Consider the following 25497-nt stretch of genomic DNA (forward strand, 5'->3'; position numbering starts at 1 on the left):
TGTAGCGTCGTTGTCCTGGCGAGCGGAGGGCGTGAGCCCTCCGTGGCATTCGTAAGGTAGGGTCACTGACTGTCACTGACCCACCTGAACGTCGGCGGGTCGATGAACGTCGCGCAGCGGCGTGGGCCAGTTAGTTCGGGCGGCCCGTTACATGCCCACCCTGCCTTCGGCGATGTGGGCATGGCACACAAACATCGAGGCTGACGCTCGACCTGGAACGACCCCTACGCTTGCTGCTGACCGCCGCGGAGAACTCGCTGGAGTTCCTGGATGGAGGTGTCGCCCTTCGCGACGGCGAGGATCGCCTCCTCCTGGATGCCGCGGGCGCCCGACTTGGCGCCGTCCTTCTTCGCGATCTGCATCAGAACCTCCGCCTGCGGGCGTTCCTTGAGCGCCTTCTTGAACTCGGGCGTCGCCTCGACCAGTTCGAAGACGCCGGTCCGTCCGCGGTAGCCGATCGCTCCGCAATGATAGCACGGCGGGGGCGGCTCCTGCTTTTGGGCCTTGAGCGCGTCGAGCTCCGCCTGCGAGAGGGGCTGCTTCTCCTGGAACAGCACTTCGACGCGACCGGGCGGAATGCCGAGGCGCTGCAACAGTTGGGGGGGCGGCTGGAACGGCTGCTTGCACTGTTCGCAGAGCTTGCGGATCAGCCGCTGATTGACGAAGCCGATCAGGGAGTCGGCGTACTTCTCGACGCCCTCCTTGCCCGCGAGTTGCCGCAGGCGGAGCGCCGCCTCGACGGCCGTGTTGGCGCGGATGCGGGTGACGACCAGCTTGTCTTCGTCCTGGCACTGGCCGATCAGGAGCGCGAAGGTCTCGGCGTCCTTCAAGTCGGGAACGACGACGGCGTCGGGCTGCTTAAGCAACAGGTCGGCGAGCAGCTTCGTCGCGGTCTCGCCCTTGGCGGGATCGAAGACCTTCGCGTCGACGTTGATGATCTCGTCTTCTTTCGGCGCGCTGGCGTCCCGCACCATCACGAAGTCGCGAATGAAGCGGTCCGCTGCCTGCAGGCCCGCGCGCCACGAGGTTCGGAGACCGGCGTTCGCGGGGGCGGAGAAGACGATCAGACCCTTCGGCCGCGCGAGCCATTCCTTCAGGATCTTCTGCAGGCCGTCGCGCATCCCGATGTCGTTGAGCGAATCGAGCTTGACCGAGTCGTCCATGATCTCGAGCAGGACGCGTTCCCCGGTCGGCGTCCCCTGCGACGTCGTTCGCAGGCGGTACTTCTTGCCGTGAAGCGTCATCTTGAACTCGCTCTCCTGGCGCGAACGCCGGTCGAGCGGATTCAGTTCCGACAGCTTCTTGAGCGCGACCAGAATCGCGTCGCCGCTGACCCGGTCGCGGGGCGGCAGCGGATGCCAGATGCCGTCGATTTCGTACCGGATCGCGACCGCGTCGCGCGTGTAATCGAGCAGCGCCTTCGCAGTCCGGCGGTCGATCATGTCGGCCAGCATGAAGATCGACTCGTTGAAGCCGGCTTCGTACTTCAGCGCCTGGAATTGCTCGGGAGTCCACTTCCCCTTCGGCGTGATCTTCAGCGGCGGCAGAACGGGTTCGGGAACCTTGGCCATGGAGTCGTCGCAGGGGTGGAATCGAGTTGCGAAAGAACGGGTACGTCGCGATACGAACCGCTTCTGAGCGGGGGACGAAAGTCCCCCGAGGCGGAACGATCCGAGCGCTCGGAACTCGGGGGACTTTCGTCCCCCGCTCAGGAAATCGTCGCTGGAACGAGCTAACTACGCCGCGAACTTAGATGATGCCGGGGTTCGAAACGTTGATCCCCTTCAGCGCCATCTTGAGCGCGTCGGGGTTCGGCGCCACCGCGAACGCGGTCGGACGGTCGATCAGCTGCAGGTCGATCAGGCTCTTCAGGCTCATCGTGAAGTCCTGCATGCCGTCGGCGGCGCCGATGCGGATCGCGTCAGGAAGACGCGAGTCCTTCTCTTCGAGCACGAGCTTCTGCACGATGGGCGAGAAGGTCATGATCTCGACCGTCGGGACGCGGGCGACGCCGGGCTTGATCGACTTGAGCAGCTTCTGCGCGATGATGGCCTTCATGTTCTGCACCATGGCGCTGCGGATCGCCTTGTGCATGGCTTCCGGGAACAGGTCGAGAATACGACCGATCGTCGAACCGGCGTTCGACGCGTGGATCGTACCGAAGACCATGTGACCCGTTTCGGCGGCGTGAATGGCGGTGAGGAACGTCTCCTCGTCTCGCATTTCGCCGACGAGCATGATGTCCGGATCTTCGCGGACGGCGTGCTTCATCCCGACCTTGAAGTCGACCACGTCCATGCCGATCTCGCGCTGGTTGATCAGGCACTTCTGCTCGGTATAGACGAACTCGATCGGGTCTTCGAGCGTCAGGATGTGCTTGCGGTAGATCCCGTTGATGTAGTTCAACATCGACGCGATCGTCGTCGACTTGCCGGAACCCGTCACGCCGGCGAGCAGGAGCATGCCCTGATCGAAGTGGCACAACGTCTCCATCACCGGAGGCAAATAGAGCCCGCTGAAGTCAGGGACGAACTGACTGATTCGGCGAGCGACCAGGCCCGGCTTGCCGAGCTGCTTGAGCATGTTGACGCGGAAGCGCCAGGTCGAGCCGTCGACTTCGCAGGTATACGCGAAGTCGGCGCCCCCCTCTTTGATGAAGATCTGCTTGTTGCGCTCGTCGAGCATCGGGAAGAGGAGCCTCGCCATCTCCTCGTCTTCGATGGGGGGGCGATTGAGCGGCTTGAGTTCGCCCCGGGTGCGAACCATGGGCGGGCGCCCGACCTTCAGATGGAGGTCGGAGCCTTCGAGCTTGACCAGGGCGCGAAAGAGCTTGTCGACCTCCAGGTCGCCCTTCTTCTGCAAGAAGAACGAAGCGGCGTCGTCCGCGACCTTGGCGTCGACGACGGGAGCGGGATCGAGTTGCGGTTCTTCGACGGTCGCCATCGAAACGAGATCCTCCTGCGGAAGCCGGAAACCGCGCCCGCGAAGGGCGATCCGGCGTCTCGAACGGATGAAACGACGCAAGAGCGTCGTCGCGAAGCGGCGCCATGCGCCGTAGAAGAGAGAAAGAGCCCGTTATTCTACCCCGGCCCCTTCCGTTCGGTCAGGAAGTTTCGCGATTTCGGCGGTCTCGCGAAAGTCGAAACCGATGGACGGACGCCATGATCGCTTCTGCCGGATCGAAGGCCGGTCGACGCTCGCGAACCGCCCGCCTGCGAAACGAAAGCGGGCCGCCCGGGATCGCCCGGCGGCCCGCATCGTCGGCATTCGGCGATCGGAGTTTCGTCAGGACTTGCCGCCCTGCCCCGGCAACTCGCGACCCGCCGGCGCTACTTCGATTCCATGGCGAAGTCGAACTCGTTCGGACCTGGCTTCACTTCGGCGGTGAACCCGGTGGCGCTGTTGTAACGCGGCGGAATCTTCTCCGGCGGCGTCGGCGTCTCGACGTCGGAAACAGGCGGCGCGAACTCGGTCGTGATCGCGACGGAGTGTCGCCCGACTTCGGCGCCCATCGTGTCGCGAATGTAACGAAGCTCGTAGCGCCCGCTCGCGTCCGTGACCCCGGTCGAGGGGCGCCCCTCAGGCGGAGTGAACGTGACGCGAGCGTTCGGCAGCGGAGCGCCGTCCATCGTCACGATGCCGGTCACCGAGTTGACGCCGTAAGACGGACCGCAGCCCACAAGGGCGACCAGAAGCAGCGCAGGGACGCCAAGCCGGAACAGGGAGTGCATGGTCTCGTTCGTGGGGATACAGGTGCGTGATGAAACGGGGGGGGACGGCGCGCCGACGGGACGCGGAGTCCTCCCGTCGGCTTCCAGCGGACTGCTGCAAAACGCCCTCGCGGCGTTTTGCAGCGTCGAACGCTCGCGTTCGCTCGACTTGCGAAGCGGAGATGTCGGCGTCAAAACTCGCCGACGGGGGCGCCGTCCTGACGATCGCACAGCGCGGTCAGCGTCGCGAAGTTGATCGTCTCGGAGACGTAACGGACCGAGCCGTCGGACAGGCCGCCCATCACGCCGCCCGCGTGAGCGGAAACCAGCGCGATGTTGGAGCCGTACGGCACGTTATTGCCGTCTCCCTGGTAGGTTCCGATCGGATAGCGCAGCGTGGTCTCGTTCTGAGTCCAGCTGTTCGCATCGACGCCTGCCCAGGCGCCGCCCCAGTGGCCGTTCGAGGTGCAGTCGAACTGCGTCGTTCCGTTGAACTGGAAATTCGACTGTTCGCTGACGAACATCGTGTTGCTCAAGCCGTCCGTGATGGACGCAAATTTCAGCGCCGCATTCTTGTTCGGGGCGATGCTGGCGATGACGCCGTTGAAATACCGGACTCCGTAGGAAGCCGTACTCGGCGTCGTCGACTGGACGTTCGTCGTTCCCCCCTTCCAGTACGAACCGGCGATTCCGACGTAGTTGGCCCGTTGCACTTCGTAGTTGACGCCGTGAGCGTTCAACGTCTTCGTCGGCGGCAGCGGGCTCGAGGGACAGTAAAGGCCAGAAACGGCGAATCCGCTCAGCATGGCCGCATTGGGATTCGGGCCGTCCTGGTGCGAAAAGTCGCCGGCGAAGATCATCCTGTCGTAAACGCTGGTCTGCTCCATGAACGGCATCAGCCGCACGAACCATGAAGCGCTGCGCTGCATCGTCGCGCCCGAGCCGGCCTGCGGGTGCGAGTTGTAGGGAAGCCGCTTGTTCGTGTCGTGGTAATTATGAAGCGCGATTCCGAGTTGCTTGATATTGTTCGAGCAGCTCATGCGGTTCGCCGCTTCGCGCGCGGCTTGCACCGCGGGAAGCAAGAGCGCGACCAGCACGCCGATGATGGCGATGACGACGAGAAGTTCGACGAGCGTGAAGGCTCGCCTGGCGAAAGGACGCGGCATCAGAAACGCTCCAGGGAAGTAACGAAAGAAAACGAATCAGGCGGGGGGCGAAGGGCTCGCGAGAGGAAAGATCAGCCGCCGCGCTCGCGGGCGGAGATCTCTTCCATCTGCACGCGATGCTCTTCGAGAGCGGCCGGGCTGACCTCGGCAGGCTCGTGAGCGCCGCAGCCGACCAGCGTCGCGAGCAGCGAACCGGCGACGGCGAACGCGACGACGAAGCGGGACATGCGAAGGCTCCAGCGGGGAATCGATGGGCGGGGGACAGGCAGGTCGAAACGTTCGACGCCGTCCGCGCAGCTCGGCGCGGACGACGCGGCGCGCGTCAGGCGAGGCTACGGAAGCTGCAGCGACTCCCTGCCGCTTCGGCTGCCGGCGGCTTCCCAGACGAGACCGTCGACGGTCTCAGGAACGAAGCGGACGCTTCCGTCGCAGAGCGAGACCTGGGCGCCGCCCGAGTGGTAGCTCTGGGCGGGGGAGATGATGCTCCAGAAGTCGTCTGTGGGAGGGACCCAGCAGGGTTGGTTCGGCGGGAGCAGGTGGTTGTACCAATTGCGCCAGGGCGACCCTTCGGTCCAGGGATAGCCCTTCCAGCGCCAGGTCCCGCTCCAGGGCTGCGTGTGGTCCTGCCACTTCAGCGGCATCAGCGCGGCGCGGGCCGCTGCCATCGAAGTCGTCGGCGGCGCGACGCTCGGGGTGAAGCAGTCGTACTTGAACTTGTCGGCGCCGGAGTTGCCCGCGCCGTTGACCGACTCGCTGAAGGCGGCGGTGTTCGAGAGACCGTCGACGATCGCCGCGAAGGGCAGCCCGCCGCTACCTCTCTTGCCTTTGTGGACGCGGTCCTTGTGGGGGCCGAACGTGCCGTCCCAGCCGTTGATATCGACCCACGTCCCCATGTTGGCGTGATAGCTGGTCCAGCCGAGCGGCTCGGTGGCGCCCTTTATCGGATCGCTCGGACAAAGGAGCGTGGGGGGCTGCGTCCGCGAGAGCGTGTAATTCGGCTCGCTCGTCCAGAGGACGTTCAGGTTCATCTGGTCGTAAATCGTCCCCTGCTCATAGAACGGCGCGAGCACCAGTTGCGGCGAGTGGTAGGCGACGGTGTTGTATTCCCCGCCCGGCATCTTCCGGTTCGTGTCGTGGAAGTTGTGCAGCGCGATCGTGATCTGCTTCAGGTTGTTGCCGCAACTCGATCGGTTCGCCGCTTCGCGAGCCGCCTGCACTGCGGGCAACAGAAGCGCGACGAGCACGCCGATGATTGCGATCACGACCAGGAGTTCGACGAGCGTGAACCCCGTTCGCCGGGCCGGTCCGAGCAAGGACATGATCCCCTCCTGAAGAACGAATCCGGACGTCGAACGACGTCTGAGAAGATGCCGGGACGCCGACCCGCCTCGGTGAGGCTGGCGGACGCTGACGGATCGATCGGATTCGGCCAGGAGAGGGAGAGCGACGCGCTTCGCAGCGTGCCGCGTGGCCGAGCGGGAAAGGTGACGCGTCGCGTCGCCCTTCCGCGATGTCGGATGTTGAGGCATCCGACACGCTTTCGAGCTTATCGTAGCCGCCTAAGCATTGCGAGAACAGAATCCGCCTAAGTTCCGAAAAAACCGGCAGGAAGGGGGATGAGCGTCCCGCTAGAGACTCGCGATTCAGGGCTCGCATGCATTCTTGAAGTTCGATCTAACGGAACTGCGGCTTAGGGGCAGTCGTTGCCTAGGCAGAAGGGGTTTCATTCGGCTGCTGACAGCCCCCTCTCCTCGGTGGAAGCATTGACCTTCGCCGGGTTGTCGCGGAGCCGCGGCGTTCGCTTTGTTTTCTGCGGCTCGCTAGACTGACGCGCAACGTGGTGTCTCTTCGTTCGCTCGTCCGTCTGCTGAAGGTCGCTTCGATGGCGCGTCTCTCTCGTTCGCTGGCGTGGGCTGGTCTGCCGGTCGCTGCGGTATGCTTCGGCAGCGTCGGGTGCGACATCGATATCACGATCCCGAAGCCGGCGGATGCTCCCGTCGCGACCCCGGCGCCCGGACCGCCGCCCGAAACGAACAACGCCCTGATCATGGCCCATCGCGCGGGCAAGAACATGGAGCTGACGCTGCAGATGCAGCAGCTCGGCATGCTCGCGATGATGTCGTCGCTCCAGAATCAGGAGTTCCCCAAGGACTGGGACGCCCTGATCGCGACCGACCCGAACAACAAGCAGTTCTACGAAGACCTGAAGAACGCCGGCGTGGTCGTCGTCTGGAACGCCCGCGATTACGAGAAGCAGGTCGGCGCGTCGAACACGGTCGTCGCCTACGGACCTTGGGTGCTCGAACAAGGGGGACCCGTCGCGACCATCGACGGACGCGCCCAGCAGATGTCTGCCGAGGATCTGAAGGCGAAGCTCGCCGCGATGGGCGTCGAACCGGTCGCTGCCGCCCCTGAGGCCGCCGCTCCCGCCGCCCCGGCTGGCGAAGGTTCCGCCCCGGCGGCTCCTGCCGAAGGCGAAGCGCCTGCGGCCGTGACGCCGGCTCCGTGAGACACTAAACCACGTGCGATTGGTTCCGTCCGTGTGCCACGGCTGGCTGGTCCAGCCGTGCCGCCCTCGGGCCGCGCCTCCGATCGGCGAACGACTCGCGCCGCCGTTCGAGGACGAACGTGAGCCTGTCGGAAGGTCGAATCCAGCTTAGGCACGGCTGGACAAGCCAGCCATGGCACACAGGCGATTCGTTCGTCCGATCTCTTCTCTCTTCTTCTTCTTCTTCTCTGAAAGCGTCTCATGCCGAGTCGCCTGACGCTGTCGATCGCGCTCGTCGCGCTGGCGAGCCTGTTCGCTTCGACCGCTCCGCTCGCGGCGCAGGGGCCGGACCGAGAAGAGGCTCCCGTGCAGAACGTCGATCGCAAGCTTGCGATCGATGCGACGCACCGCGCGGCGAAGTTCTTCTACGAGACGGCCGCCGAAGAAGGGGGCTACGTCTGGGTCACAAGCGCCGACGGCAAGCTCCGCCAGGGCGAAGGTCTGGCCTACGACCGGCGGATCTGGATTCAGCCCCCCGGCACGCCGGCGGTGGGGGAGGCTTTTCTGGAAGCGTGGATCGCGACGGGCGATCCGCTCTGCAAGCAGGCGGCCCTCGAAGCGGCCAGCGCGCTCGTCAAGACGCAGCTTCAGTCCGGCGGCTGGCACTACAGCGGATCGTTCGATCCCGAGAAGCGGAAGGAGCTGCGGTATCGCACGCCGCCTCGCTTCGAAGGGAAGTCGAAGGCCGATCCTGCTGCCCGGCCCGGCGGATGGGAGACCTGGCGCAAGCATGAGGACAAGGCGAACACGACGGTCCTCGACGACGATACGTCGACCGCCGCGACGCGTTTCCTGCTCCGCGTATCGAAGGAGATTCCCGATAGCGATGCCTCGTTCCGCGAAGCGGCGGTCTACGCCCTCGCGTCGATGACGAACGCCCAGCATCCGATCGGCGCCTGGTCGCATAACTACGATCGGTTCGCGTCCGCTCCGCCGGACGCGACGCATTATCCGATCCTGCAGGCGTCCTATCCGGAGAACTGGTCGCGAACCTGGACGAAGGACTTCCAGAGCGCGTACGTGATCAACGATCGCACCACGCTCAACAGCATCCGCACCTTCCTGCTGGCCTACGAAACGTTGGGGGACGAGGCTTACCTGGAGACGGCGAAGCGGGGGGGCGAGTTTCTGATCCAGGCGCAGATGCCGGAGCCGCAACCGGCGTGGTGCCAGCAGTACGATCGCCGGATGCAGCCGGTCTGGGACCGCAAGTTCGAGCCGCCTGCGATCACCGGCTACGAGTCGCAGGACGCGATCGAAACGTTGCTATCGCTTTTCGAAACGACGGGCGACAAGCGCTTCCTCGCGCCCGTTCCGAAGGCGCTCGCCTACCTGAAGAAGAGCGAGCTGCCGAGCGGCGAGATGGCGAGGTTCTACGAGTTGAAGACGAACCGGCCGCTCTACTTCGACGGCAGTTACGCGCTCGTCTACGATCCGTCGCGGGCGCCCGATCATTACGGCTTCGTGCAATCGTCGCGGCTCGACCGGATCGAACGGCGGTATAAGCAGGCGTTGGGAGAGTTGCCTGCCGAGAGCGATTCGAGCAAGCTGAAGCGCCTTCGCAAGAACGCCGAGGAGGCTCTCGCCTCGCTGAATCCGCAGGGGGCGTGGCTCACGCCGGGCGAGGTCCGCGATCGGGAAGGCAAGAAGGTCGTGCCGCGCGAGGGCGTGCTGACCAGCGACGCGTTCGTCAAGAATCTGACGGCGCTCGCGAAGTATCTCCAGGCGACGAAGGGGTCGCCGTAGGGATTTCGTCTATCGTTGAATGTCAGCTTCTCCTCCGGGCGCCACTGGCTCTGCCAGCGCTTTTCCGGAGGCCGGATCGCTCGTATTGGACGACCATTCAAGCTTCAGCACTGGCGGAGCCAGTGGCACCCGACACTCTTCGGTTGACCTGACAAAGCACGATAGTCACACCAGTAGGGCTTTCGTCGTATCGGAGAGCGATCGGCATGGAACGCGACGACGAACTGCCGCAGGATCCCTACCGGTCTCCCGGCCTCGCTTCGGCGGAAGAGGTCCCGCCTCCGGCGCCCCCTCGCGAGGCGCCGACCGCGGGCAAGGTGGTCATCGTCACGTTGCTGCTGGCGATCGGCGTTCCCCTCGCGGCGCTCGTGCTGCTGTTCGCGGTTTGCACGGCGTTTGTGGCGCTGGCATGAGCGAAGGCGATCCGTCGGACGGCTCGGCGGATCCGTTCCGCGCTTACGCTCCGCCCGGGCCGGTCTCCGAGGAGATATCTGAACGGCGTGCGAACGATGACGGCTTTCCCTCCCGCCCTTCCGAGGCTCCGCCCGGAACCGTCGTCGTCGAAGGATGGATCGTGATCGTTCTGTTCATCGGGCTCTCGATCGCCATCGCCATGGCCGTCTGCGCCGGCGCCCTGACGATCGCGCTCTGATAGCCCCGCGCGCATCGTCCGTCGCGGCTACCCCTCGCTCTCCACGTACTTCGCGACCAGCCGGCGGATGGTGTTGAGGTTCCGCATCGTGGCGGGCTGGCCGGCGAGCTTCCCGAACAAGACCGCGAACAGGGGCGACTGGGACATCTTGGTCCGGCTGACCCAGTAGAGTTCGCGACCGGCGAACCGCAGCAGGTCGTCGTCCGACGAGAGAGCGACGATCGGCGCCTGCTTCTCATCCGCGGGCGGCTCGGCGAAGAGCGAGACGTTGATCGTTCCGCCCGTTTCAGCGACGGCCAACTCGACCTCGTCGAACGGCGAACAGGCCCCGATCGCGACCAGTTCCTCCGGCGTGCGGACGAAGACGACGGTCGCCAGGCCGATCTGTTCCGCCAGGGCCTCCTGAATCTTCTTCTCCAGGCTTTTCGGCGATGATCGGGGCGGCGCGTCGAAGACGACGTTGCCGCTGGCGAGGAACGACTCGACCCGCTCGAAGCCGAGGCCGTCGAAGACCGGCAGCAGGCGCTCCTTCTTCACGGTCTTCCCGCCCACGTTGATCCCGCGGAGGAAGGCGAAGCGACGGCGGAAGGTGGCGGGGGCGATCACTTCGTCAGGATCAGTTTGTCGTTTCGCGTCCAGCGGAGGCGGTAGGTCTGACCGGCGAGTCGCACGAGCACTTCGCGGCGGCCCTGGGCGAGTTGCAAAAAGTCGATCGAGCCGTCGCCCGCTCCGTCGGATCCCGTCGGCCCGTCGCCGTCCTCCCCTGCATGGATCGCCTGCCGGGCCGCGACCTGCGCCTCGGCTTCGCGCTGATGCGCCGAAGTATCGGGGGGAAGCGCGGGCAAGCCGTGAGCCTCGTCGGTCCTTCGATCGTGCTCAGGCATCCGCGGTTCCTCTCGCGACGAAAAATCGATTCAAGCGGGCGGAGGTTCTTGACGAAGGGTCCAGCAGGTTGCTAGTGTATTGATACCGATTCTCAGTGTCAATGACGTTAGCCAGCCTCCGCCAGCCGCGTCGGGAAATCGGATTTCGGCATCTGCCGATTCATCCCGCTCTGGAGGCTGCCTGTCATGTCGCTCGGTTCGTTTTCTCGTTCCCGCTTGTTCGCGTCTCGCCCCCTGAAACTTCGGCAGGGGCGCTCCGGCTTCACGCTCGTGGAGTTGCTGGTCGTGATCGCCATCATCGGCGTGCTGGTCGCGTTGCTTCTGCCTGCCGTGCAGGCCGCCCGCGAAGCGGCCAACCGCATGAGCTGCACGAACAACCTCAAGCAGATGGGACTCGCGACGCACAACTTTCACGACACGTTCAAGCTGTTCCCTTACGCCTGCACGGATCGGCTGCCGGGCGAAACGGTCAGCACCTATCCGACCGGCCAGATCCAGATCCTGCCGTTCCTGGATCAGGACAACATCGCGCAGAAGTGGAACCCCAGCGAGGGTCGCAACGGGACGACCGACCACGACAACGACGGTCTGTGGAACGCGACGCTGCAGCAGATGATCATTCCGACGTATCTCTGCCCCTCGATGCCGGAGCCGCCGTCGTTGACCGAGAACCGGGCCCCGGCGAGCTACATCTTCTGCGCGGGAACCCCTGATCCGAAGGCCGCCGCTTACGGCTCGCCGGAGCCGGCGTACGACGGCGCCATCATCCCGGTGAAGAACGCGACGCTCTTCCCGACGAGCCCCAACAAGAAGCCGACCAGGATGGCCAGCATCACGGACGGCACGTCGAACACGTTCCTGATCGGCGAGACCGACTTCAACGCTCGCGGGACGACCACGACGGACATGGGCGCCGTGTGGGCGTACGGCTACTACCTGGGCTACACGTACGGAACGACGTTCCGCAAGTTCAACGACCATAACGTCGTGAGCCCGGATACGACCTACGGTCACTTCCGCAGCATGCACAACGGGGGCGCCAGCTTCGCCCTGGCCGACGGATCGGTTCGGTTCGTGCCCGAGACGATCGACGTGCTGACCTACGCGGCCGCCGCGACCCGCGCCGGCGGCGAGACGGCTCAGCTTCCGTAAGGCGTCGAACGCTTTCGCACGCGTTTCGTCCCGTCGTCCGTCCTGTGCAGGCCATCCGCCATGTTTAAGCGCTCGGTCGTCCTTTCGATCCTGCTCATATTCTCGGCGATCGTCGGCTGCGGCTCCCCTGAGCGGGAGATCGTCACGCTGGAGCCGCCGACGCCTCTCACGCGGGCCGAGTGGCACGCGATGGAAGACCTGGGCGTCAAGTACGACCCGGTCTCGTTCGAGCGTCTGCAACTCGGCGATCCCGCGCTTCGGAGCGACGCCGCCTGGAACAAGTTCTTCCGGGAGGTGGTCGTTCCGGAGCAGAAGAAAGACTTCCCGAACGGCTGAGCGCCTGATCTCGCTCGTGTCGAGCGAAGCCCCCCGGCGATCTGCGGAAGAACTCCGCCTGCGGGTCGCTTACGATAAAACGAATCTGTCCTGCCTCTAAGAAAAAGGCGAAAGCCCATGGTTCGATCGTTTCTGGCTTCGGCGTTGGCCGCGGCAAGTCTTGCGCTGGCGGCTTCGCCGGCGAACGCCCACTTCATCTGGATGAAGCAGTCTCCCTCAGAGGAGGCGACGAAGGTCGAGATCTTCTTCGGCGAAGAGGCTTCGCCTGACGATCCCAAGCTCCTCTCGCGCCTGGAAGGGCTGGAAGTCTGGTGGACGCCCGCCTCGGGCGAGCGCGAGCAGATCGCCGTCGAGCAGAAGGACGCCGCGCTCGTCGGCACGGCGCAGGGCAAGCTCGGCGCGTTCACGGCGAGCAAGGTCTACGGCGTGCTCGAACGAAGCGGCGAGACCTATCGCCTGGTCTATCATGCGCAGGCCTGGCCCGCGCTCGAGAGCGGCGCGAAGATCGAGTTCCCCCGCGACGCGCGGCCCGAACTGCTGATCCACGCCGACCGCCTGGAGAACGGCAAGCTGCGGCTGGTCGCGCTCTACAAGGGTCGCGCCGTCGAAGGCGCCGAAGTCAGCGCCTATCTCCCGGGAACGGGTCCGAAGAACGCGCTGACCGACGCGAAGGGCTCTGCCGAATTCGATCTCGACACGGCGGGCACTTGCGAATTCCGCGTCCGTCACATCGTCGAGGAGGCTGGCGAACTGGAGGGCAAGGCCTATCCCGCCACGCGGCATTACGCGACGCTGGTTCTGGAGACCGCCGGCAAGGGCGAAACGAACGCGGAGGCTGCTGCCGTGAAACTGCCTGATCTTCCGGAAGCGGTCACCAGCTTCGGCGCCGCGACCGCGGGCGAGTACGTCTACGTCTACGGCGGCAACATCGCCGCGTCGCATACCTACTTCGTCGAGGGTCAGGACAACGTCCTGCGTCGCACGAAGCTGGCGGGCGGCGGCGAGTGGGAAGCGCTGGCCGAGGGGCCCCGTCTGCAAGGGCTCGCGCTCGTCTCGCACGAGGGCAAGCTCTATCGCCTGGGCGGCTTCAACGCCGCGAACGCCAAGGGCGAAGAGCATCAGCTCAACTCGCAGGCGTCGGTCGGCATGTACGACCCCGCCGTCGGCCAGTGGAAGGACCTCCCCCCGCTGCCCGAGCCGCGCAGCTCGTTCGACGCCGCGGTCGCGAACGGCGCGATCTACGTCGTCGGCGGCTGGAACATGCAGCACGGCGAGGAGAGCGCCTGGCACTCGACCGCCTGGAAGCTCGACCTGACCAAGGGCGAGAACGAGCTGAAGTGGGAGAAGATCGCCGACGCCCCGTTCCAGCGCCGGGCGCTCGCCGTCGCCGCGCATGACGGCAAGATCTACGCCATCGGCGGTATGACGTCGGACAGCGAAACGATCCCCGGCGTCGACGTCTACGATCCGAAGACGAACGAGTGGAAGTCGGGCCCCGCCCTGGCGTCGGACGAACAGATGGCCGGCTTCGGTTGCTCCGCCTTCGAAATCGGCGGCAAGCTTTACGTGACGACCGCGGACGGCACGCTGCAGCGCCTGTCCGATTCGGGCGACGCGTGGGAAGTGGTCAAGCAGCTCGACAACGCCCGCTTCTTCCACCGCATGGTCCCGTACGACGACACGCGGTTCATCATGGTCGGCGGCTCGAACATGGAGTTCGGCTGGAAGTTCGAAGAGGCCGACGTGATCTCGGTGAAGTAGTCACGGACCGCGATGCGAAGCGATCCGGCTAGCGGGGGACTTGTATGTTGCCCCGGAGGTCGAAGATGGCGAGAAACAAGGTCGCGTCGGTTCCGCGAAGCGAGCGTAGCGAGCGAAGCGGAACCGACGCCGCGGTCGCGAGGTCGAGGGGGACTGGGACGAAGATCCCGTACGGAAGCCGGACCCGCGCCGCGAACATTCCGAAATCCCGAACAGTCGCCGGGGCCGGCGCGGTCGATGCGCCGCTTCGCAAGCGTCGGGGCCAAGCCGAGCCCGCATCCGCAAGTAAGGGAACGCGAATGAACGCCTTCGTCGGAGTCGACGTCAGCAAAGACCGCCTCGACGTCCATCTTCTGCAGGAGGGCGAGCGTCCGCTCGTCCGGGCTTTCTCCAACGACTCCGAAGGGGTCGACGCATTCCTCGCCTGGCTGCGAGAGCGTCCGATCGAACGGGTCGTCTGCGAAAGCTCCGGAGGCTACGAGCGCCTCTTCGTCGCCCAGGCGTGCCTCGCCGGTCTGCCGATCGTGCAGGTCAACGCCAAGCAGGTTCGCGACTTCGCGAAGTCCTGCGGCCAGCACGCCAAGACCGACAAGCTCGACGCCCTGGCGATCGCCCGGTTCGCCCAGGCGATCCGTCCGGAACTTCGTCCGCTCCCCGACGAAGCCGAACGAAAGCTGAAGGAGACGCTGGCCCGACGGGCCCAACTCGTCGCCATGCGAACGATGGAGAAGAATCGCCTGCCGCAGGCTGCGACGGTCCGCGTCCGCCGGTCCATCGAGGCCCACCTCAAGTTTCTCGAGAAGCAGCTCGCCGGCGTCGACGACGACCTGGACGAGGCGATCCGGAACTGCCCGGCCTGGCAGGAGAAAGTCGATCTGCTGAAGACCGTCCCGGGGATCGGCGACCAGACCGCCCGCGTCCTCGTCGCCGATCTGCCCGAACTGGGCCAGGGAAAGAGCGCGAACGTCTCGTCGCTCGTCGGCGTGGCGCCGATGAACTGCGAGAGCGGGAAATGGACCGGCAAGCGCTCGATCCGCGGCGGCCGCGCGAGCGTGCGGGCGACGCTCTACATGGCGACGCTGACGGCGACGCGCTGCAATCCCGTCATCGCCGCGCATTACAAGAAACTCCGCGCCGCCGGCAAACCGGCCAAGGTCGCCATCGTCGCCTGCATGCGAAAACTGCTGGAGATCCTGCACGCCATGGTCCGCAAAAACGAGGCGTGGCGAGAAAACCTCGCCCCCGCCGCTTGAATCAAGACACAGTCGCTTCCGTCCCCCGCTAGCCTTCGTCGTCATAGGCGACGCGTGCAGAGACACGATCGCATCCAAGAGTCCGACCGGCGACGTCAAAATTTCGCCGCCGAATCGCAGGACGCGAGCGGGCCGCCGAGGCGAACGGCAGCGAGAGGCGCCTCCGCCCATCGCGATGCGGGAAAGCGACCTGTACGCATTCCGCGAGTTCCGATCGCTCCGATTTCGGCCCCTCAGGCGAGCTATACGGCCTGTTCTGGCCTGCGCAATCGCCAAAGACGACGGGCCGTCGTCGCTATAACGTCAGGCTTTGAGTTGAATTACGGCATGACTCTGCCTATCTTCACCTTTCTAGGGACCATTCCGGTCGCGTCGACTCTGCGTGCGTTTTTTGCCGCATCCGACCGGGTTTGACTCGACGCCGCGCGTCCCTGCATTCATCCTGCGATTAATCCCGCTCGTACTTCTCTCCGTTCGCGAGGCGCGCCGATGAGCGCATGGCGTATTTCGGTTTTCCTGGTCGTTGCGGTTCTCGCGGCGTCGGCTGGCAGCGCCGTCCGCGGCGCCGACTGGATCGTGTTGCCGTTGAATCCGACGACCCGGGGCGACGCCGTCGCCGGTTCTTACCAACTGAACGCCGCCGCGATCACTGCGATCCGGCGGGTCGATCCGACCGACCCCGCCAGCCCGTCGACCTACAGCATCGGCGCCTGGCAGCGGGCCGGCAATCGCTTCACGCTCCTCGACAGCGGCGGAGGAACTTCGACGGCGACCGACATCTCGCGAGCGGACGGCAAGACGATCGTCGGCTACGTGACGCGTAATCCAGGGGGCCAGAACAGCTTCTACTGGACCGAAGAGGACGGGCTGGTCGAACTGGTCGCGCCGATGGGCGCCGGTCGCAGTCGCGCGCTCGCCTGCTCCGCCAACGGCAAGGTACTCGTCGGCGAGGGCTCCGTCGCGACGGCGTCCCTGCATCCGTATCGCTTCGAGATCGGCAAGGGTTGGCTAGACCTCGGTACGTTCGGCGGCGTCTCGGGCGCGGCGACCGCCGTTTCCGACGACGGCGATACGGTCTGCGGTTACGCCCAGGACGCTCAAGCGAACGATCAGGCCTTCGTCTGGACCCAGAAGGCCGGCCTGACGCCGATCTCGCTGGGCGGACCGACCAGCGCCGCGGACGCCATCTCCGCCAACGGCAAGTTCGTGATCGGCGAGGCGGACGTCTCCGGCGGACGTCGGGCCGCGTTCCGCTACGACGTCGCGCGCAGCAGGGCCAGTCGCCTTCCCGATCTGAGCCGCTTCGCCGGCACCGACGCGTCGCTGATCTCGAAGAAGGGAGACGTCGTCGTCGGCACCTCGGTCGACCAGTTCGGCAACGTTCACGCCTTCCGCTGGTCCCCGAAGCGAGGCATGCAGGACATCGGGTCGCTCGGCCTGACCGCGGTTCCGAACAGCGATTCGTACCCGACGTGCATGTCCGGCAAGGGAGACTACATCGGCGGATGGGCCCAGAACCCGACCTACAGCAACCTGGGGGTCGACCCGCGCGAAGCGTTCATCTGGAGCACGAAGCACTCGATGATGTACGTGCATTCCGCGCTGGAGGCCGCGTTCGACCGGGAATACGCTCGCTGGCGCTTCTACGAAGTGCAGGCCATGTCCCAGGACGGTCGCCGACTGATCATCGACGCGAAGAACCCGCAGGATCAGGACGTTCTGATCTACGTGCAGCTTCCCCCGGCGCGTCCGTTCGTGAAGGGACGCGGCAACGCGTACGTCGCGAACCTGTCCATCTACGGCGCCGCGATCTACGGCTATTACGCGTACGTCTGGGAGCCGACGACGACGTCGTACAACGCGTACCAGTACGCGTATTACGCCTACCTGTACGACCTCCAGGCGCGGAAGCACATCGTCGATTACTACAACAAGGACGAAGTCGTCGATGACTACGTCGTCGATCGCCGCGCCGCGTACCAGGCGGCCTACGCCGCGTACGTCAACGCGGCGACGCGTGCGGGAAGCGGCGATCCGTTCGCGTACGAGACGGCTTACTACGCCTCGCTCGCCTACACCAACATGCTCGCTGACCTGCAGAAGCTGTAGTCGATCGAACCGACGCGGTTCGCCGCTTTCGGCGGTTCTGCGTGCCATGCCCGCATCTTCGAAGGAAGGGCGGGCATGCGAAGGGCCGCCTGAACCGAACATGCCCACGCTGCTACGCGACGTGGGCATGGCACACAGGCATCGACCTCGGCGACCGTTGAAGACGGCGCCGCAGTACGTCTGGTTCCAACGCTCCCCGCCCGCAGCGTGCCGCCCATGCTTCGTACGCTTTCGCTCGTCGCCGGCTTCGCGTGCGCGGCTCTGATCGCGTCGCCTGCAGCGCACGCCCAGACGATCACCTACCTGCCCGGCAGCGTGCAGGTCGTGAACGGCACGAATTCCAGGACGGGCAACTTCGCCGTCGGGTCGTACTTCAGCGGGACGCAGACGCGGGCCTTTCGCTGGTCGGAGGGGACCGGCCTGGAGGACGTCGGCTTCACCGCCGCGCTCTTCGCCGAGCCGGAGCAAGGCGCTGCCGTCGTCGGCTACGGCGACGTGGGAGCGAACATTCACGCGTTCTGGTGGCACCCGCAACTCGGCGCCCGGGATCTCGGCACCTTCGGCGGCTCGGACAGCACGGCCTACTGCGTCTCCGCCTTCGGCGAAGTCACCGTCGGCGAAGCGCACGACGCGAACGACCAGAACCGGGCCTTCCGCTTCGTTCGCGGACCGAACTCCGTGCTCGAAGACCTCGGCACGCTGGGCGGCTTCACCAGCAGCGCTTACTTCGTGTCGCAGAACGGTTTCACCATCGTCGGCGACTCGCAACTGAAAGACGGCTCGCCCCGCGCGTTCGTCTGGAACGAACTCGACGGGATGATCAACTGCGGAACGTTCTCCGGCGGGGAGAGCTACTGCACCCGCTGCTCCGAGGACGGGACCGCCGTGCTCGGTCGCTCACGCAAGGCCGACGGCAAGTACTACGCCTTCCGCTGGACCGATAGCGAGGGGCTGCGCAGCCTCGGCACGCTCGGCGGTCGCCGGGCCGAATCGCAATACGCCTCCGTCGACGGCGCCGTCGTGACGGGAACGGCCCAGAACAAGGTACAGCAGCAGCGGGCCTTCCGCTGGACCGAGAAGGTCGGCATGCGGAGCCTGGGGACGCTCGGGGGCGGCTACTCCTTCCCCACCGGCATCAGCGGCGACGGGCGTCTGATCGTCGGCGTGAGCGAGGACCGTCGGGGGCGTCGCTCCGCCTTCGTCGCGTCGAGCCGATCGAAGCAGATGCGGTCGATGGACTCGGCCCTGGCCGAAGTGATGGATCCCGACGACATTCGGGGCGTCCGGTTCGTAGAACCCCGCGCGATCTCCCGTGACGGGCGGATCCTGTACGTCGAGGTGCTCACGAACGGCTTCGCGAGCGCCGTACAGCTTTCGATGCCTCCCCAGCAGCCGGTTCTCGGGGGACGCGCGATCGGAGCGATCGCCAGCAACGTGGCGAGCCTGGCTTTCCCGTACGCCGCTCAGGCCTACCAGTCAGATTCGGGCAACACGTACGCGTACGCCGCCTACGCGTACGCTCTCTGGGCCTACGACTTCGACCTGAAGGCCCGGTCCACGGTCTACGACTGGTGGGACAAGCGAGCCGCCGTCGCGGAGTACGTGCAGTGGCGAAACGCCATGCAGTTCTACTTCTACTACGCGGCCTACTACTCGTACGCCGACTACAACTACGTCAGCGGCAACCCCTACTCGTACTACTCCGCCGTCTACTGCTACTACGCCCATCAGTACGGTCTCGAGGACCTGGCGCAGTAGGAACCGAGGAGTTGCCTTCTTGCACGGCAGGCGCGCACTCTTGCAGGGCAGGCGCCCCGCCTGCCACGGAAGCTGGTTGCCGCTGCGACGGCAGGCGAGGCGCCTGCCCTACGGGTAGGTGACGCCGGTCACCCTTCCGGCAGGCCCCAGATCCCGGGATGGGATAGCTCCAGGCTGTTGCCGGCAGGATCGCGGAAGTAGATCGACTTCCCCCGGTCGCCCCACCGGTACTCGCTTTCGATCGCGACGCCTGCCGCGATCAGCTTGGCCTTCCAGGCTTCGAGCGTCGCCGGGTCGACCGCGAAGCAGACGTGCCCCGCCCCGCGCGTTCCGTGCGACGGGATGGCGCCGAAAGGCTTCTCCGTCTCTTCGGCGCGAAACAAGAGCAGCATCCCCTCGCCGCAGCGAAAGAAGACGTTGCGCCCCGGGATCTCGGAATAGAACGCCAGGCCGAGGACTCCTTCGTAAAAGGCCCTCGCTCGTTCGAGATCGTCGACGTAGAGCGCCGTCTCCAGCACGCGGCGAATCGACGCCTCCTCGCGGACGCTCGTCTCGTCGGCGCTCATGACATCGCCTTCGAATCGTCCGGGTCGACAGGGAGGCTCTGAAAGCAGAGTTCGTATCCGTCAGGGTCCTTCACGTACGTCTGACGCATGCCGTAGTGGGCCGTCGCGGGCTCTCTCGGTTCGAGGCCCGCTTCGGAAAGCAGGCGGTGCGCCGTGTCGGCGCTTGCGCAATTGAAATACAACGTCGAGTCGCCGTGCGCCGCGATTCGGGCGGGATCGGGGGCAGGCGGGCGTTCACCCTCTTCGTACGCCGTGTTGAGCATCAGCATCACGGAACTCCCCGATTCGACGCCCCCTCCGATAAGCATCGCCCAGTCGCAGCGATCGCCCGGCTGCGAAGTTCCGAGCACGACGAACCCCAGCCGATCGCGATAGAAGGCGATCGACGTCGGCATATCGAAGACCTGCAGCAGCGGCGTCAGACTCCCGGCGCAATCGACCGGCGTTCTCGGCGTCTTGTTCGATCGCGTCACTTATCCGACCAGATGCCGAGGAGGTTGCCCGAGGGGTCGGCGAAGTGAAACCGCCGCCCGCCGGGGAAGGAGAAGATCTCCCGCACGATCTTGCCGCCGAGCGCAGCGATCCGGTCGCGCATCGCTTCCAGGTCGTCGGTCCGGAGGATCACCAGCGCCGCGCCGCCGCGGGGACGTTCGTCGCTCTGGGCGAACCCGCCGGACAGGCGCCCGTCGCGGAACTCGACGTAGGCGTCGCCGTAGTCCTTGAACGTCCAGCCGAAGGCGTCTCCGTAGAACGCCTTCATGGCCGGCAGATCGCTGGCCGGGAATTCGATGTAGTCGATCTGCATCGGTTCGTTCGATCCTGTCACTTGGCCGATCCATCGTAGAGCGGGTCGTTCGCGTTCCCCTTCGACAGGAGATACGCCAGCAGGTCGACGACCTCTTCCCGGCTCAGCGGGTCGAGCGCGCCCTTCGGCATCAGCGAGACGGCGGAGACCTGCTTCTGCTCGATCTCGGCCTTGAGCAACACCTTCGGCGCGGCGCCGGCCAGCGGGTTCTCCGCCACCTCGTACGCTTCCGGGGTCTCCTTGACGATCAGGCCCGTCACGACGATCCCGCTATCCATGACGAACGCGTAGGAACGCCACTTCTCGTCGATCTTCTTCGACGGTTCGAGGATATGTTCGAGCAGCTCCTCGCTCTTGTAGGGGGGCTCGATCTTGGTCAGGTCGGGGCCGATCGCGGTCCCCTGCCCTTCCATGACGTGGCAGCCGACGCAACTGGCGACCTTGAACATGGCCCTGCCGTTCGCGTGCGACCGCGGGGCGGAGATCTGCCTCGCGTCGTCGATCAGGTCGGCCAGCTTCCACTCCGTCCGCGGACGACGATCCTTGAGCAGATCGTCCCGGATCGGCAGGTCGTTCGCGGCCAGGTAAGCCTCCGGATCGGCGAGATACGCGTCGAGGTCGGCGACCACGTAGAGCGCGCCGAACATTCTCCGCCAGTGACCGGGATAGGTGCAGACGTAGGGATAGACCCCCGGCTGCTTCGGCGCGTCCATCGCGATTCGCTGGCTCTGCCGCGTCTGCAGCAGGTCGCTCCCCAGGATCACTTTGTCCGAGGGGGGGACGTACTGCCGCTTGATCGCGTCGGGGCTTTGCGCCGTCGACTCCGCGAGCAGGCCGACTTCTTCCAGAGCGCCCGGCTGCGTCAGGACGAAGTTGTGCGGCATCAGGTCGACGTTCTCGAACAGGATCACGACCGGGCGGCCCGCCGCGACGGCGAGCAGTTCCTTGTCGAAGCTCATCCGCTCGGGCAACGTCCCGATCCGCAGCACGCGAACGCCCAGTTCCCGCAGTTGGCTGCGAACCTGTCGCGCCTCGGCCTCGGGCAGCGTGCCGGCGAGGTTATCCGCCAGCTCCATCTCGTCGAGCGCCGCCTGGAGCGTCCGCTCCTCCGGCGACATGCTCTTGAGGCCGCCGACCAGCGACGCCAGAAGCTCCGGCGCGAGGGCCCCGTTCCAGGACTGCCTCGGGATGCGCTGCAGCGCCCGAACCGTCGCGGCGCGGGTCTCCTTCTCTGCGAGATAGGGGGCGAGCAGCGTGAAGGTCTCCGCTTCCTTCCCGCGGATCGACGGCAGCGCTTCGATCACCGCCTGCCGGATCACCGCCTGCGGCGAAGCGAGCGAGAGCGAATACTCCGCCTTGCGATCGGGCGCGGGGACGTCGGTCTGGCGGAAGATCTCCTGCCGGTTGCCGTCGAGAACGCGAAGGGTGAAGCCGGCGAGCCGGTCTTGAAAACCTTCCTGCCGATTCCAGATGACGATCGATTCGATCGGCTGCTCCGAACCGAGGTCGAGTTCCCACCAGGGGCGGTCCTCATTCTCCTGCGTATGGGTCTGGCCGCCGTCGCCGTAAGTGCCGCTGGTGTTGCCGTCGATGGCGCGTTTGGCTTCGCCGCTGTGGCTCGTGCTGGACTGGGTCGCACGCCCGGACGGAGCGACGTTGCGACCGCCGGCGATGGCCTCGACCTCCGCCAGGGTGAGCGTTCCCCGCCGCGGCAGTTCGATGCGGATGTAGCGAGCGAGCCCCGCTCCGCCGCCGGCATCGTTCGGCTGAAGCGCGGGGGGGAGCTTCGTCAGCAGGCCGACGAACTCGTCGTACAGCGACAGCCGAAGATCGAGATCGTCGATGAAGGGCGCCGCGGCGATCAGATCGCGCAGCGCGCGGACCGAGCCCGACGCCAGCTTCAGCGTCGGGTCGCTCGACCGATCGATTTCGATGAGCGCGGCCATCGCGGTCTGTCGCACGACCGGCTGCTTCGCTTCGAGCGCGAGCGCCTCGAACGTGCGACGATGGGGCGCCAGTTCGCCCGGCGGACGGCTGACCGTCAGGTTCACCAGGTCGGTCAGCACCGTCCGGTCGAGCTGCTGCTGGGCGTCGAGCCGTCCGATCGCCGCGAGCGACGCCGCGACGACGTTCTGGTCGCTGCGCTCCGCCACGTCGGCCAGCGCCTCCAGTCGGATCTGGTCCTGCACGCCCGGTCGGAAGAGAAGTTCCTCCAGCACCGCGGGCGAACGCTCCATCGTCAGGATCTGCTCCAGCGGCAGACGCTGCAGCGCGAACGCCTGCCCTGCCGGGGTCGCGAACGCGATCGGCTCCCCTGCCGCGAGAGCCCGCTCGAAGCGCGGTTCCAGCGTGCGCAGGGCTTCGTTCATCACGTACGTCAGCGTCGCGTCGACGGGCTTCGTCTGGGCGAGCACGACGACCTCGATCGCTTCGGGCCGATCGACGTAGGTCGCCGCGCGCACCGCTTCCAGTCGCACCAGGCCGTCTTCGTCGAGGGCCAGTTCCCGCAGCCGGTCGAGGGCCTCGGGGTAATACGCCACCCAGTAACTCAGCACGCGCGTCGCTGCCGCGCGGGCGAGGGGTTCGTTCGACGTCAGCGCCCGCTGAAGCAGGTCGGCGTCGAAGACGTGCCGCTGCTGATGCAGCCAGAGAACCTCCGTCAGCTTGTGCGCGAACGCAGGGTCGTTCGCGTCCTGCGTCGAGAGCCAGTCATGCGCCGCGGCAAGAACCTCCGCCGGTTCGCGCTCCGACAGTTCGACCCGCGTGCGAAGGCGCACGCGATCCTCCGGATGGGCGAGCAGGGCGACCAGCTTCTCGATGGGCTGGCCGTCGATGGCGGGCGGCTGGCTGAGAGGGCGACCGTCGTAGGTGACGCGATAGACGCGGCCGTGTGCGTGATCGCGACTGGGATCGCGAAGATTGTGCTGCATGTGGCCGATGATCGGGTTCTGCCAATCGGTGAAATAGAGGGCTCCGTCCGGGCCGGTCTCGAAGTCGGAGGGGCGGAAGTTCGGATCGCTCGAACTGACGATCGGTTCGAGCTCCGTTCCCTTCAGCGCCGAGCCTTCGACGTCGATCTTGTAGCGCAGCAAGCCCTGGAAACCGATCACGTTGCCGACCAGCAGGTTCTGCTGAAACTCTTCCGGGAAGTGCTGGCTGGAGAGAGTCTCCGTGCCGGGGCAGGGACGCGTCCGCTGGCCGTAGACCTGCGGCGCGTTGCTGTGCTTGGCCGTTCCCTCCAGATGGCCGGAGATGACGCCCCCCTGATAGGGCTGGGCGCCGGTGCCGTCGTGGATGATGTCCTGACCCCAGCGATCGATCGCGTGGCCGTGGGGATTGGCGAACGGATAGTTCGCGTAGCGGATCACCTCGTACGTCTGCGGGTCGAAGCGCCAGACGCAGGCGTCGGCGTTGCGGACGGGGCCGGTCGGCGTCTCGATCTGCGTCCGGTGAAAGACGCCCTCCTGGAAGTAGAGCGCGCCGTCGGGACCGACGAGGAAGCTGTTCGCCGTGTGGTGCGTATCGGCCGAATCGAGCCCGCCCAGGATCCGCATCCGGACGTCGGCCACGTCGTCGCCGTCCGTATCCTTCAGGAACATCAGGTCGGGCGCCTGCGCGATCAGGACGCCTCCGTTCCAGAACTCGAATCCCGTCGGGTTGTGCAGGCCGTCAGCGAACGTCTTGCAGCTATCCGCTTTGCCGTCGCCGTCCTCGTCGGCGAGGATCAGCAGCTTGTCGTTCATCTCGTCCTTCGGCTTCCAGTGCGGATAGCTCGGCCAGACGGCGACGAACAGGCGGCCCTTCGTGTCGAAGGCCATCTGCACGGGCTGGATCAGCTCTTCGAACTGCCCCTCGTCGGCGAACAGCTGAACTTTGAGCCCCTCCCCGATCGTCATCTTCGAGATGGCTTCCTCGCCCGACAGGAACGAATGCTCGCCGTTCGGGCCGGGGCCGGGCTTGTTCGTGACGACCGGAATGAAGGGGGACGTTTTCGAATCGTCGACCTCGTAGGTCTTCCCTTCCGCGGTCGCCCAGATCTTCTGATCCCGCAGGGCCGTCATCTCGTCCAGGATTTCCAGTTCGCGAAACATGACTTCGCGATTGGTCTGGTCGGCGACGAACTTCAGATAGCTCCGCCCGCCGTAGCTGGAATAGCCGTCGGTCGTGCGGTAGCGATGGAACCAGTGGAAGTTCTTGTCCAGCACGGCCGCGCGGAGCGGTTCGAGCGACTCCCACCGGACCGCCTCCGCCGGCGGGCCGAACAGGGCCACGTCGATCGTCTCCGCCACGCGGCGGTTGCCGAGCGAATTCAGGTGGATGCCGTTGATCGTCAGCGGCTCGGCCTCGCGCTCGTAGAACGCCTTCGTCGGCAGGAACAGGTCGACGAAGCCGACGTTCTCCGCCTTCGCGACGCGCTCGATCGCCGCGACGTACAGGGGGAGCCTCGCATTGCTTTCGCTGCCGTCGGAGAGCGCGGGCCGCTGCAGGTCCTCGACGGCGATCGGGCTGAACAGGACGATCCGCGGGTTCGCCTTGTCGTCGAACTTCGCGGCCTTCGTCGCCCGCACCCAGTTGGTCAGATCGCTTTCGAACTTCGCGACGCCCGCTTCGCCGGCGAACGATTCGTTGAAGCCGAAGAAGGCGAAAATCACCGAGGCGTCGACCTTGTCCAGCCACTCTTCCGGCGAGCCGAAGCCCTCCGAGCGCTGGCGGATCGTCACCTCGTCGGCGTTGAATCCCAGGTTCCGGACGCGGACGTTCTTGCCTGCGAAGCGACGCTGCAGCACCGTTTCGAGGTAGCCGTCATGTTGCATCCGTTCCGGCAGCGCGTTGCCGACGATCGCGATCGAGTCCCCTTCGCGGATCTCGAACGGTTCCGCCGCGGCGAGCGGCGTCGTTCCGAGCATCGCGAACAGCGACCCCGTCACGAGCGAGAGCAGGAACGCGGGCATCCGTGACATGACGAACCTCAGACAGGCGGGAAATAGACGAGGGCAGGCGCAGCGGGCCGCGATGCGGACTTGCGCTGCGTTAGCGATTTCGAGCAGCCG

At 65.8% G+C, this 25497-nt stretch carries 22 protein-coding genes; 10 read left to right on the plus strand and 12 right to left on the minus strand.

Annotation, left to right across the window (positions count from 1 at the left end; all coding sequences use genetic code 11):
* Positions 1-224: 224 nt before the first annotated feature.
* The 6 genes from SH602x_RS00480 to SH602x_RS00505 all read right to left on the minus strand — a co-directional run bounded on the left by SH602x_RS00480 (position 225) and on the right by SH602x_RS00505 (position 6195).
* Entirely contained in the window at positions 225-1571 is a 1347-nt protein-coding gene (locus tag SH602x_RS00480; protein ID WP_479474940.1) for an ATPase, T2SS/T4P/T4SS family, read from the minus strand.
* 178 nt (positions 1572-1749) lie between these two features.
* Positions 1750-2943, minus strand: coding sequence for a type IV pilus twitching motility protein PilT (locus SH602x_RS00485; protein ID WP_479474941.1), 1194 nt, complete (start codon positions 2941-2943; stop codon positions 1750-1752).
* Between the two features lie 386 nt (positions 2944-3329).
* Positions 3330-3731 (minus strand): carboxypeptidase-like regulatory domain-containing protein, encoded by a 402-nt coding sequence (locus SH602x_RS00490; RefSeq protein WP_479474942.1) that lies wholly within the window; start codon positions 3729-3731, stop codon positions 3330-3332.
* 170 nt (positions 3732-3901) lie between these two features.
* The gene (locus SH602x_RS00495) at positions 3902-4876 is read right to left on the minus strand and encodes a DUF1559 family PulG-like putative transporter (protein WP_479474943.1); all 975 of its coding nucleotides are present in this window, start codon (positions 4874-4876) and stop codon (positions 3902-3904) included.
* 71 nt (positions 4877-4947) lie between these two features.
* Complete coding sequence (locus SH602x_RS00500; protein ID WP_479470392.1) at positions 4948-5103, minus strand: hypothetical protein; 156 nt, start codon at positions 5101-5103, stop codon at positions 4948-4950.
* A 105-nt stretch (positions 5104-5208) separates the two neighbouring features.
* Positions 5209-6195 (minus strand): DUF1559 family PulG-like putative transporter, encoded by a 987-nt coding sequence (locus SH602x_RS00505; RefSeq protein WP_479474944.1) that lies wholly within the window; start codon positions 6193-6195, stop codon positions 5209-5211.
* Positions 6196-6758: 563 nt separating this feature from the next.
* Between SH602x_RS00505 and SH602x_RS00510 the strand changes: the two genes are divergently transcribed.
* The 4 genes from SH602x_RS00510 (at position 6759) to SH602x_RS00525 (ending at position 9822) form a co-directional block, all read left to right on the plus strand.
* Positions 6759-7385, plus strand: coding sequence for a hypothetical protein (locus SH602x_RS00510; protein WP_479474945.1), 627 nt, complete (start codon positions 6759-6761; stop codon positions 7383-7385).
* A 240-nt stretch (positions 7386-7625) separates the two neighbouring features.
* Positions 7626-9170 carry a polysaccharide lyase gene (locus SH602x_RS00515; RefSeq protein ID WP_479474946.1) on the plus strand — a complete coding sequence of 515 codons (1545 nt, stop codon included), beginning with the start codon at positions 7626-7628 and terminating at the stop codon, positions 9168-9170.
* 206 nt (positions 9171-9376) lie between these two features.
* Entirely contained in the window at positions 9377-9583 is a 207-nt protein-coding gene (locus SH602x_RS00520) for a hypothetical protein (RefSeq protein WP_479474947.1), read from the plus strand.
* Positions 9580-9822: a hypothetical protein gene (locus SH602x_RS00525; RefSeq protein ID WP_479474948.1), complete on the plus strand. Its 243-nt coding sequence runs from the start codon at positions 9580-9582 to the stop codon at positions 9820-9822. The genes SH602x_RS00520 and SH602x_RS00525 overlap by 4 nt, the downstream gene beginning before the upstream one ends.
* Positions 9823-9849: 27 nt before the next feature.
* Here the strand turns inward: SH602x_RS00525 and SH602x_RS00530 are convergent, their stop codons facing one another.
* Together SH602x_RS00530 and hemP are read right to left on the minus strand one after the other, a co-directional pair.
* A complete protein-coding gene (locus SH602x_RS00530) occupies positions 9850-10428 on the minus strand; it encodes a DUF1697 domain-containing protein (protein WP_479474949.1) in 579 nt (192 codons plus the stop codon).
* Positions 10425-10706 (minus strand): hemin uptake protein HemP, encoded by a 282-nt coding sequence (hemP, locus tag SH602x_RS00535; protein ID WP_479474950.1) that lies wholly within the window; start codon positions 10704-10706, stop codon positions 10425-10427. Before hemP ends, SH602x_RS00530 begins: the two co-directional genes overlap by 4 nt.
* A gap of 186 nt (positions 10707-10892) precedes the next feature.
* Here hemP and SH602x_RS00540 point away from each other — a divergent pair, with 186 nt between their 5' ends.
* The 6 genes from SH602x_RS00540 to SH602x_RS00565 all read left to right on the plus strand — a co-directional run bounded on the left by SH602x_RS00540 (position 10893) and on the right by SH602x_RS00565 (position 19075).
* A complete protein-coding gene (locus SH602x_RS00540) occupies positions 10893-11858 on the plus strand; it encodes a DUF1559 family PulG-like putative transporter (RefSeq protein ID WP_479474951.1) in 966 nt (321 codons plus the stop codon).
* A gap of 60 nt (positions 11859-11918) precedes the next feature.
* Complete coding sequence (locus tag SH602x_RS00545) at positions 11919-12194, plus strand: hypothetical protein (protein WP_479474952.1); 276 nt, start codon at positions 11919-11921, stop codon at positions 12192-12194.
* 117 nt (positions 12195-12311) lie between these two features.
* A complete protein-coding gene (locus tag SH602x_RS00550) occupies positions 12312-13955 on the plus strand; it encodes a Kelch repeat-containing protein (RefSeq protein ID WP_479474953.1) in 1644 nt (547 codons plus the stop codon).
* Positions 13956-14254: 299 nt separating this feature from the next.
* Positions 14255-15208 carry an IS110 family RNA-guided transposase gene (locus tag SH602x_RS00555; RefSeq protein ID WP_479474954.1) on the plus strand — a complete coding sequence of 318 codons (954 nt, stop codon included), beginning with the start codon at positions 14255-14257 and terminating at the stop codon, positions 15206-15208.
* A 489-nt stretch (positions 15209-15697) separates the two neighbouring features.
* Positions 15698-17317, plus strand: a complete 1620-nt coding sequence (locus SH602x_RS00560; RefSeq protein ID WP_479474955.1) for a hypothetical protein — start codon at positions 15698-15700, stop codon at positions 17315-17317.
* Positions 17318-17533: 216 nt separating this feature from the next.
* Positions 17534-19075 carry a hypothetical protein gene (locus SH602x_RS00565; RefSeq protein ID WP_479474956.1) on the plus strand — a complete coding sequence of 514 codons (1542 nt, stop codon included), beginning with the start codon at positions 17534-17536 and terminating at the stop codon, positions 19073-19075.
* Between the two features lie 128 nt (positions 19076-19203).
* Here the strand turns inward: SH602x_RS00565 and SH602x_RS00570 are convergent, their stop codons facing one another.
* Genes SH602x_RS00570 through SH602x_RS00585 form a run of 4 tightly spaced genes read right to left on the minus strand, consistent with a single transcriptional unit; the run spans position 19204 to position 25407 of the window.
* Positions 19204-19641: a VOC family protein gene (locus SH602x_RS00570; protein WP_479474957.1), complete on the minus strand. Its 438-nt coding sequence runs from the start codon at positions 19639-19641 to the stop codon at positions 19204-19206.
* Positions 19638-20114 (minus strand): VOC family protein, encoded by a 477-nt coding sequence (locus SH602x_RS00575; protein ID WP_479474958.1) that lies wholly within the window; start codon positions 20112-20114, stop codon positions 19638-19640. Before SH602x_RS00575 ends, SH602x_RS00570 begins: the two co-directional genes overlap by 4 nt.
* On the minus strand, positions 20111-20446 hold the full coding sequence (locus SH602x_RS00580; protein ID WP_479474959.1) for a VOC family protein: 336 nt from the start codon (positions 20444-20446) through the stop codon (positions 20111-20113). Before SH602x_RS00580 ends, SH602x_RS00575 begins: the two co-directional genes overlap by 4 nt.
* 17 nt (positions 20447-20463) lie before the next feature.
* On the minus strand, positions 20464-25407 hold the full coding sequence (locus SH602x_RS00585) for a PVC-type heme-binding CxxCH protein (protein ID WP_479474960.1): 4944 nt from the start codon (positions 25405-25407) through the stop codon (positions 20464-20466).
* Positions 25408-25497 lie beyond the last annotated feature (90 nt).

The organism is Lignipirellula cremea, from assembly GCF_056501455.1.

Bases quoted from the DNA above. Each gene is read 5' to 3' on its own strand.
- SH602x_RS00480 (WP_479474940.1), bottom strand. From the start codon at position 1,571: ATGGCCAAGGTTCCCGAACCCGTTCTGCCGCCGCTGAAGATCACGCCG.
- SH602x_RS00485 (WP_479474941.1), bottom strand. From the start codon at position 2,943: ATGGCGACCGTCGAAGAACCGCAACTCGATCCCGCTCCCGTCGTCGAC.
- SH602x_RS00490 (WP_479474942.1), bottom strand. From the start codon at position 3,731: ATGCACTCCCTGTTCCGGCTTGGCGTCCCTGCGCTGCTTCTGGTCGCC.
- SH602x_RS00495 (WP_479474943.1), bottom strand. From the start codon at position 4,876: ATGCCGCGTCCTTTCGCCAGGCGAGCCTTCACGCTCGTCGAACTTCTC.
- SH602x_RS00500 (WP_479470392.1), bottom strand. From the start codon at position 5,103: ATGTCCCGCTTCGTCGTCGCGTTCGCCGTCGCCGGTTCGCTGCTCGCG.
- SH602x_RS00505 (WP_479474944.1), bottom strand. From the start codon at position 6,195: ATGTCCTTGCTCGGACCGGCCCGGCGAACGGGGTTCACGCTCGTCGAA.
- SH602x_RS00510 (WP_479474945.1), top strand. From the start codon at position 6,759: ATGGCGCGTCTCTCTCGTTCGCTGGCGTGGGCTGGTCTGCCGGTCGCT.
- SH602x_RS00515 (WP_479474946.1), top strand. From the start codon at position 7,626: ATGCCGAGTCGCCTGACGCTGTCGATCGCGCTCGTCGCGCTGGCGAGC.
- SH602x_RS00520 (WP_479474947.1), top strand. From the start codon at position 9,377: ATGGAACGCGACGACGAACTGCCGCAGGATCCCTACCGGTCTCCCGGC.
- SH602x_RS00525 (WP_479474948.1), top strand. From the start codon at position 9,580: ATGAGCGAAGGCGATCCGTCGGACGGCTCGGCGGATCCGTTCCGCGCT.
- hemP (WP_479474950.1), bottom strand. From the start codon at position 10,706: ATGCCTGAGCACGATCGAAGGACCGACGAGGCTCACGGCTTGCCCGCG.
- SH602x_RS00540 (WP_479474951.1), top strand. From the start codon at position 10,893: ATGTCGCTCGGTTCGTTTTCTCGTTCCCGCTTGTTCGCGTCTCGCCCC.
- SH602x_RS00545 (WP_479474952.1), top strand. From the start codon at position 11,919: ATGTTTAAGCGCTCGGTCGTCCTTTCGATCCTGCTCATATTCTCGGCG.
- SH602x_RS00550 (WP_479474953.1), top strand. From the start codon at position 12,312: ATGGTTCGATCGTTTCTGGCTTCGGCGTTGGCCGCGGCAAGTCTTGCG.
- SH602x_RS00555 (WP_479474954.1), top strand. From the start codon at position 14,255: ATGAACGCCTTCGTCGGAGTCGACGTCAGCAAAGACCGCCTCGACGTC.
- SH602x_RS00560 (WP_479474955.1), top strand. From the start codon at position 15,698: ATGAGCGCATGGCGTATTTCGGTTTTCCTGGTCGTTGCGGTTCTCGCG.
- SH602x_RS00565 (WP_479474956.1), top strand. From the start codon at position 17,534: ATGCTTCGTACGCTTTCGCTCGTCGCCGGCTTCGCGTGCGCGGCTCTG.
- SH602x_RS00570 (WP_479474957.1), bottom strand. From the start codon at position 19,641: ATGAGCGCCGACGAGACGAGCGTCCGCGAGGAGGCGTCGATTCGCCGC.
- SH602x_RS00580 (WP_479474959.1), bottom strand. From the start codon at position 20,446: ATGCAGATCGACTACATCGAATTCCCGGCCAGCGATCTGCCGGCCATG.
- SH602x_RS00585 (WP_479474960.1), bottom strand. From the start codon at position 25,407: ATGTCACGGATGCCCGCGTTCCTGCTCTCGCTCGTGACGGGGTCGCTG.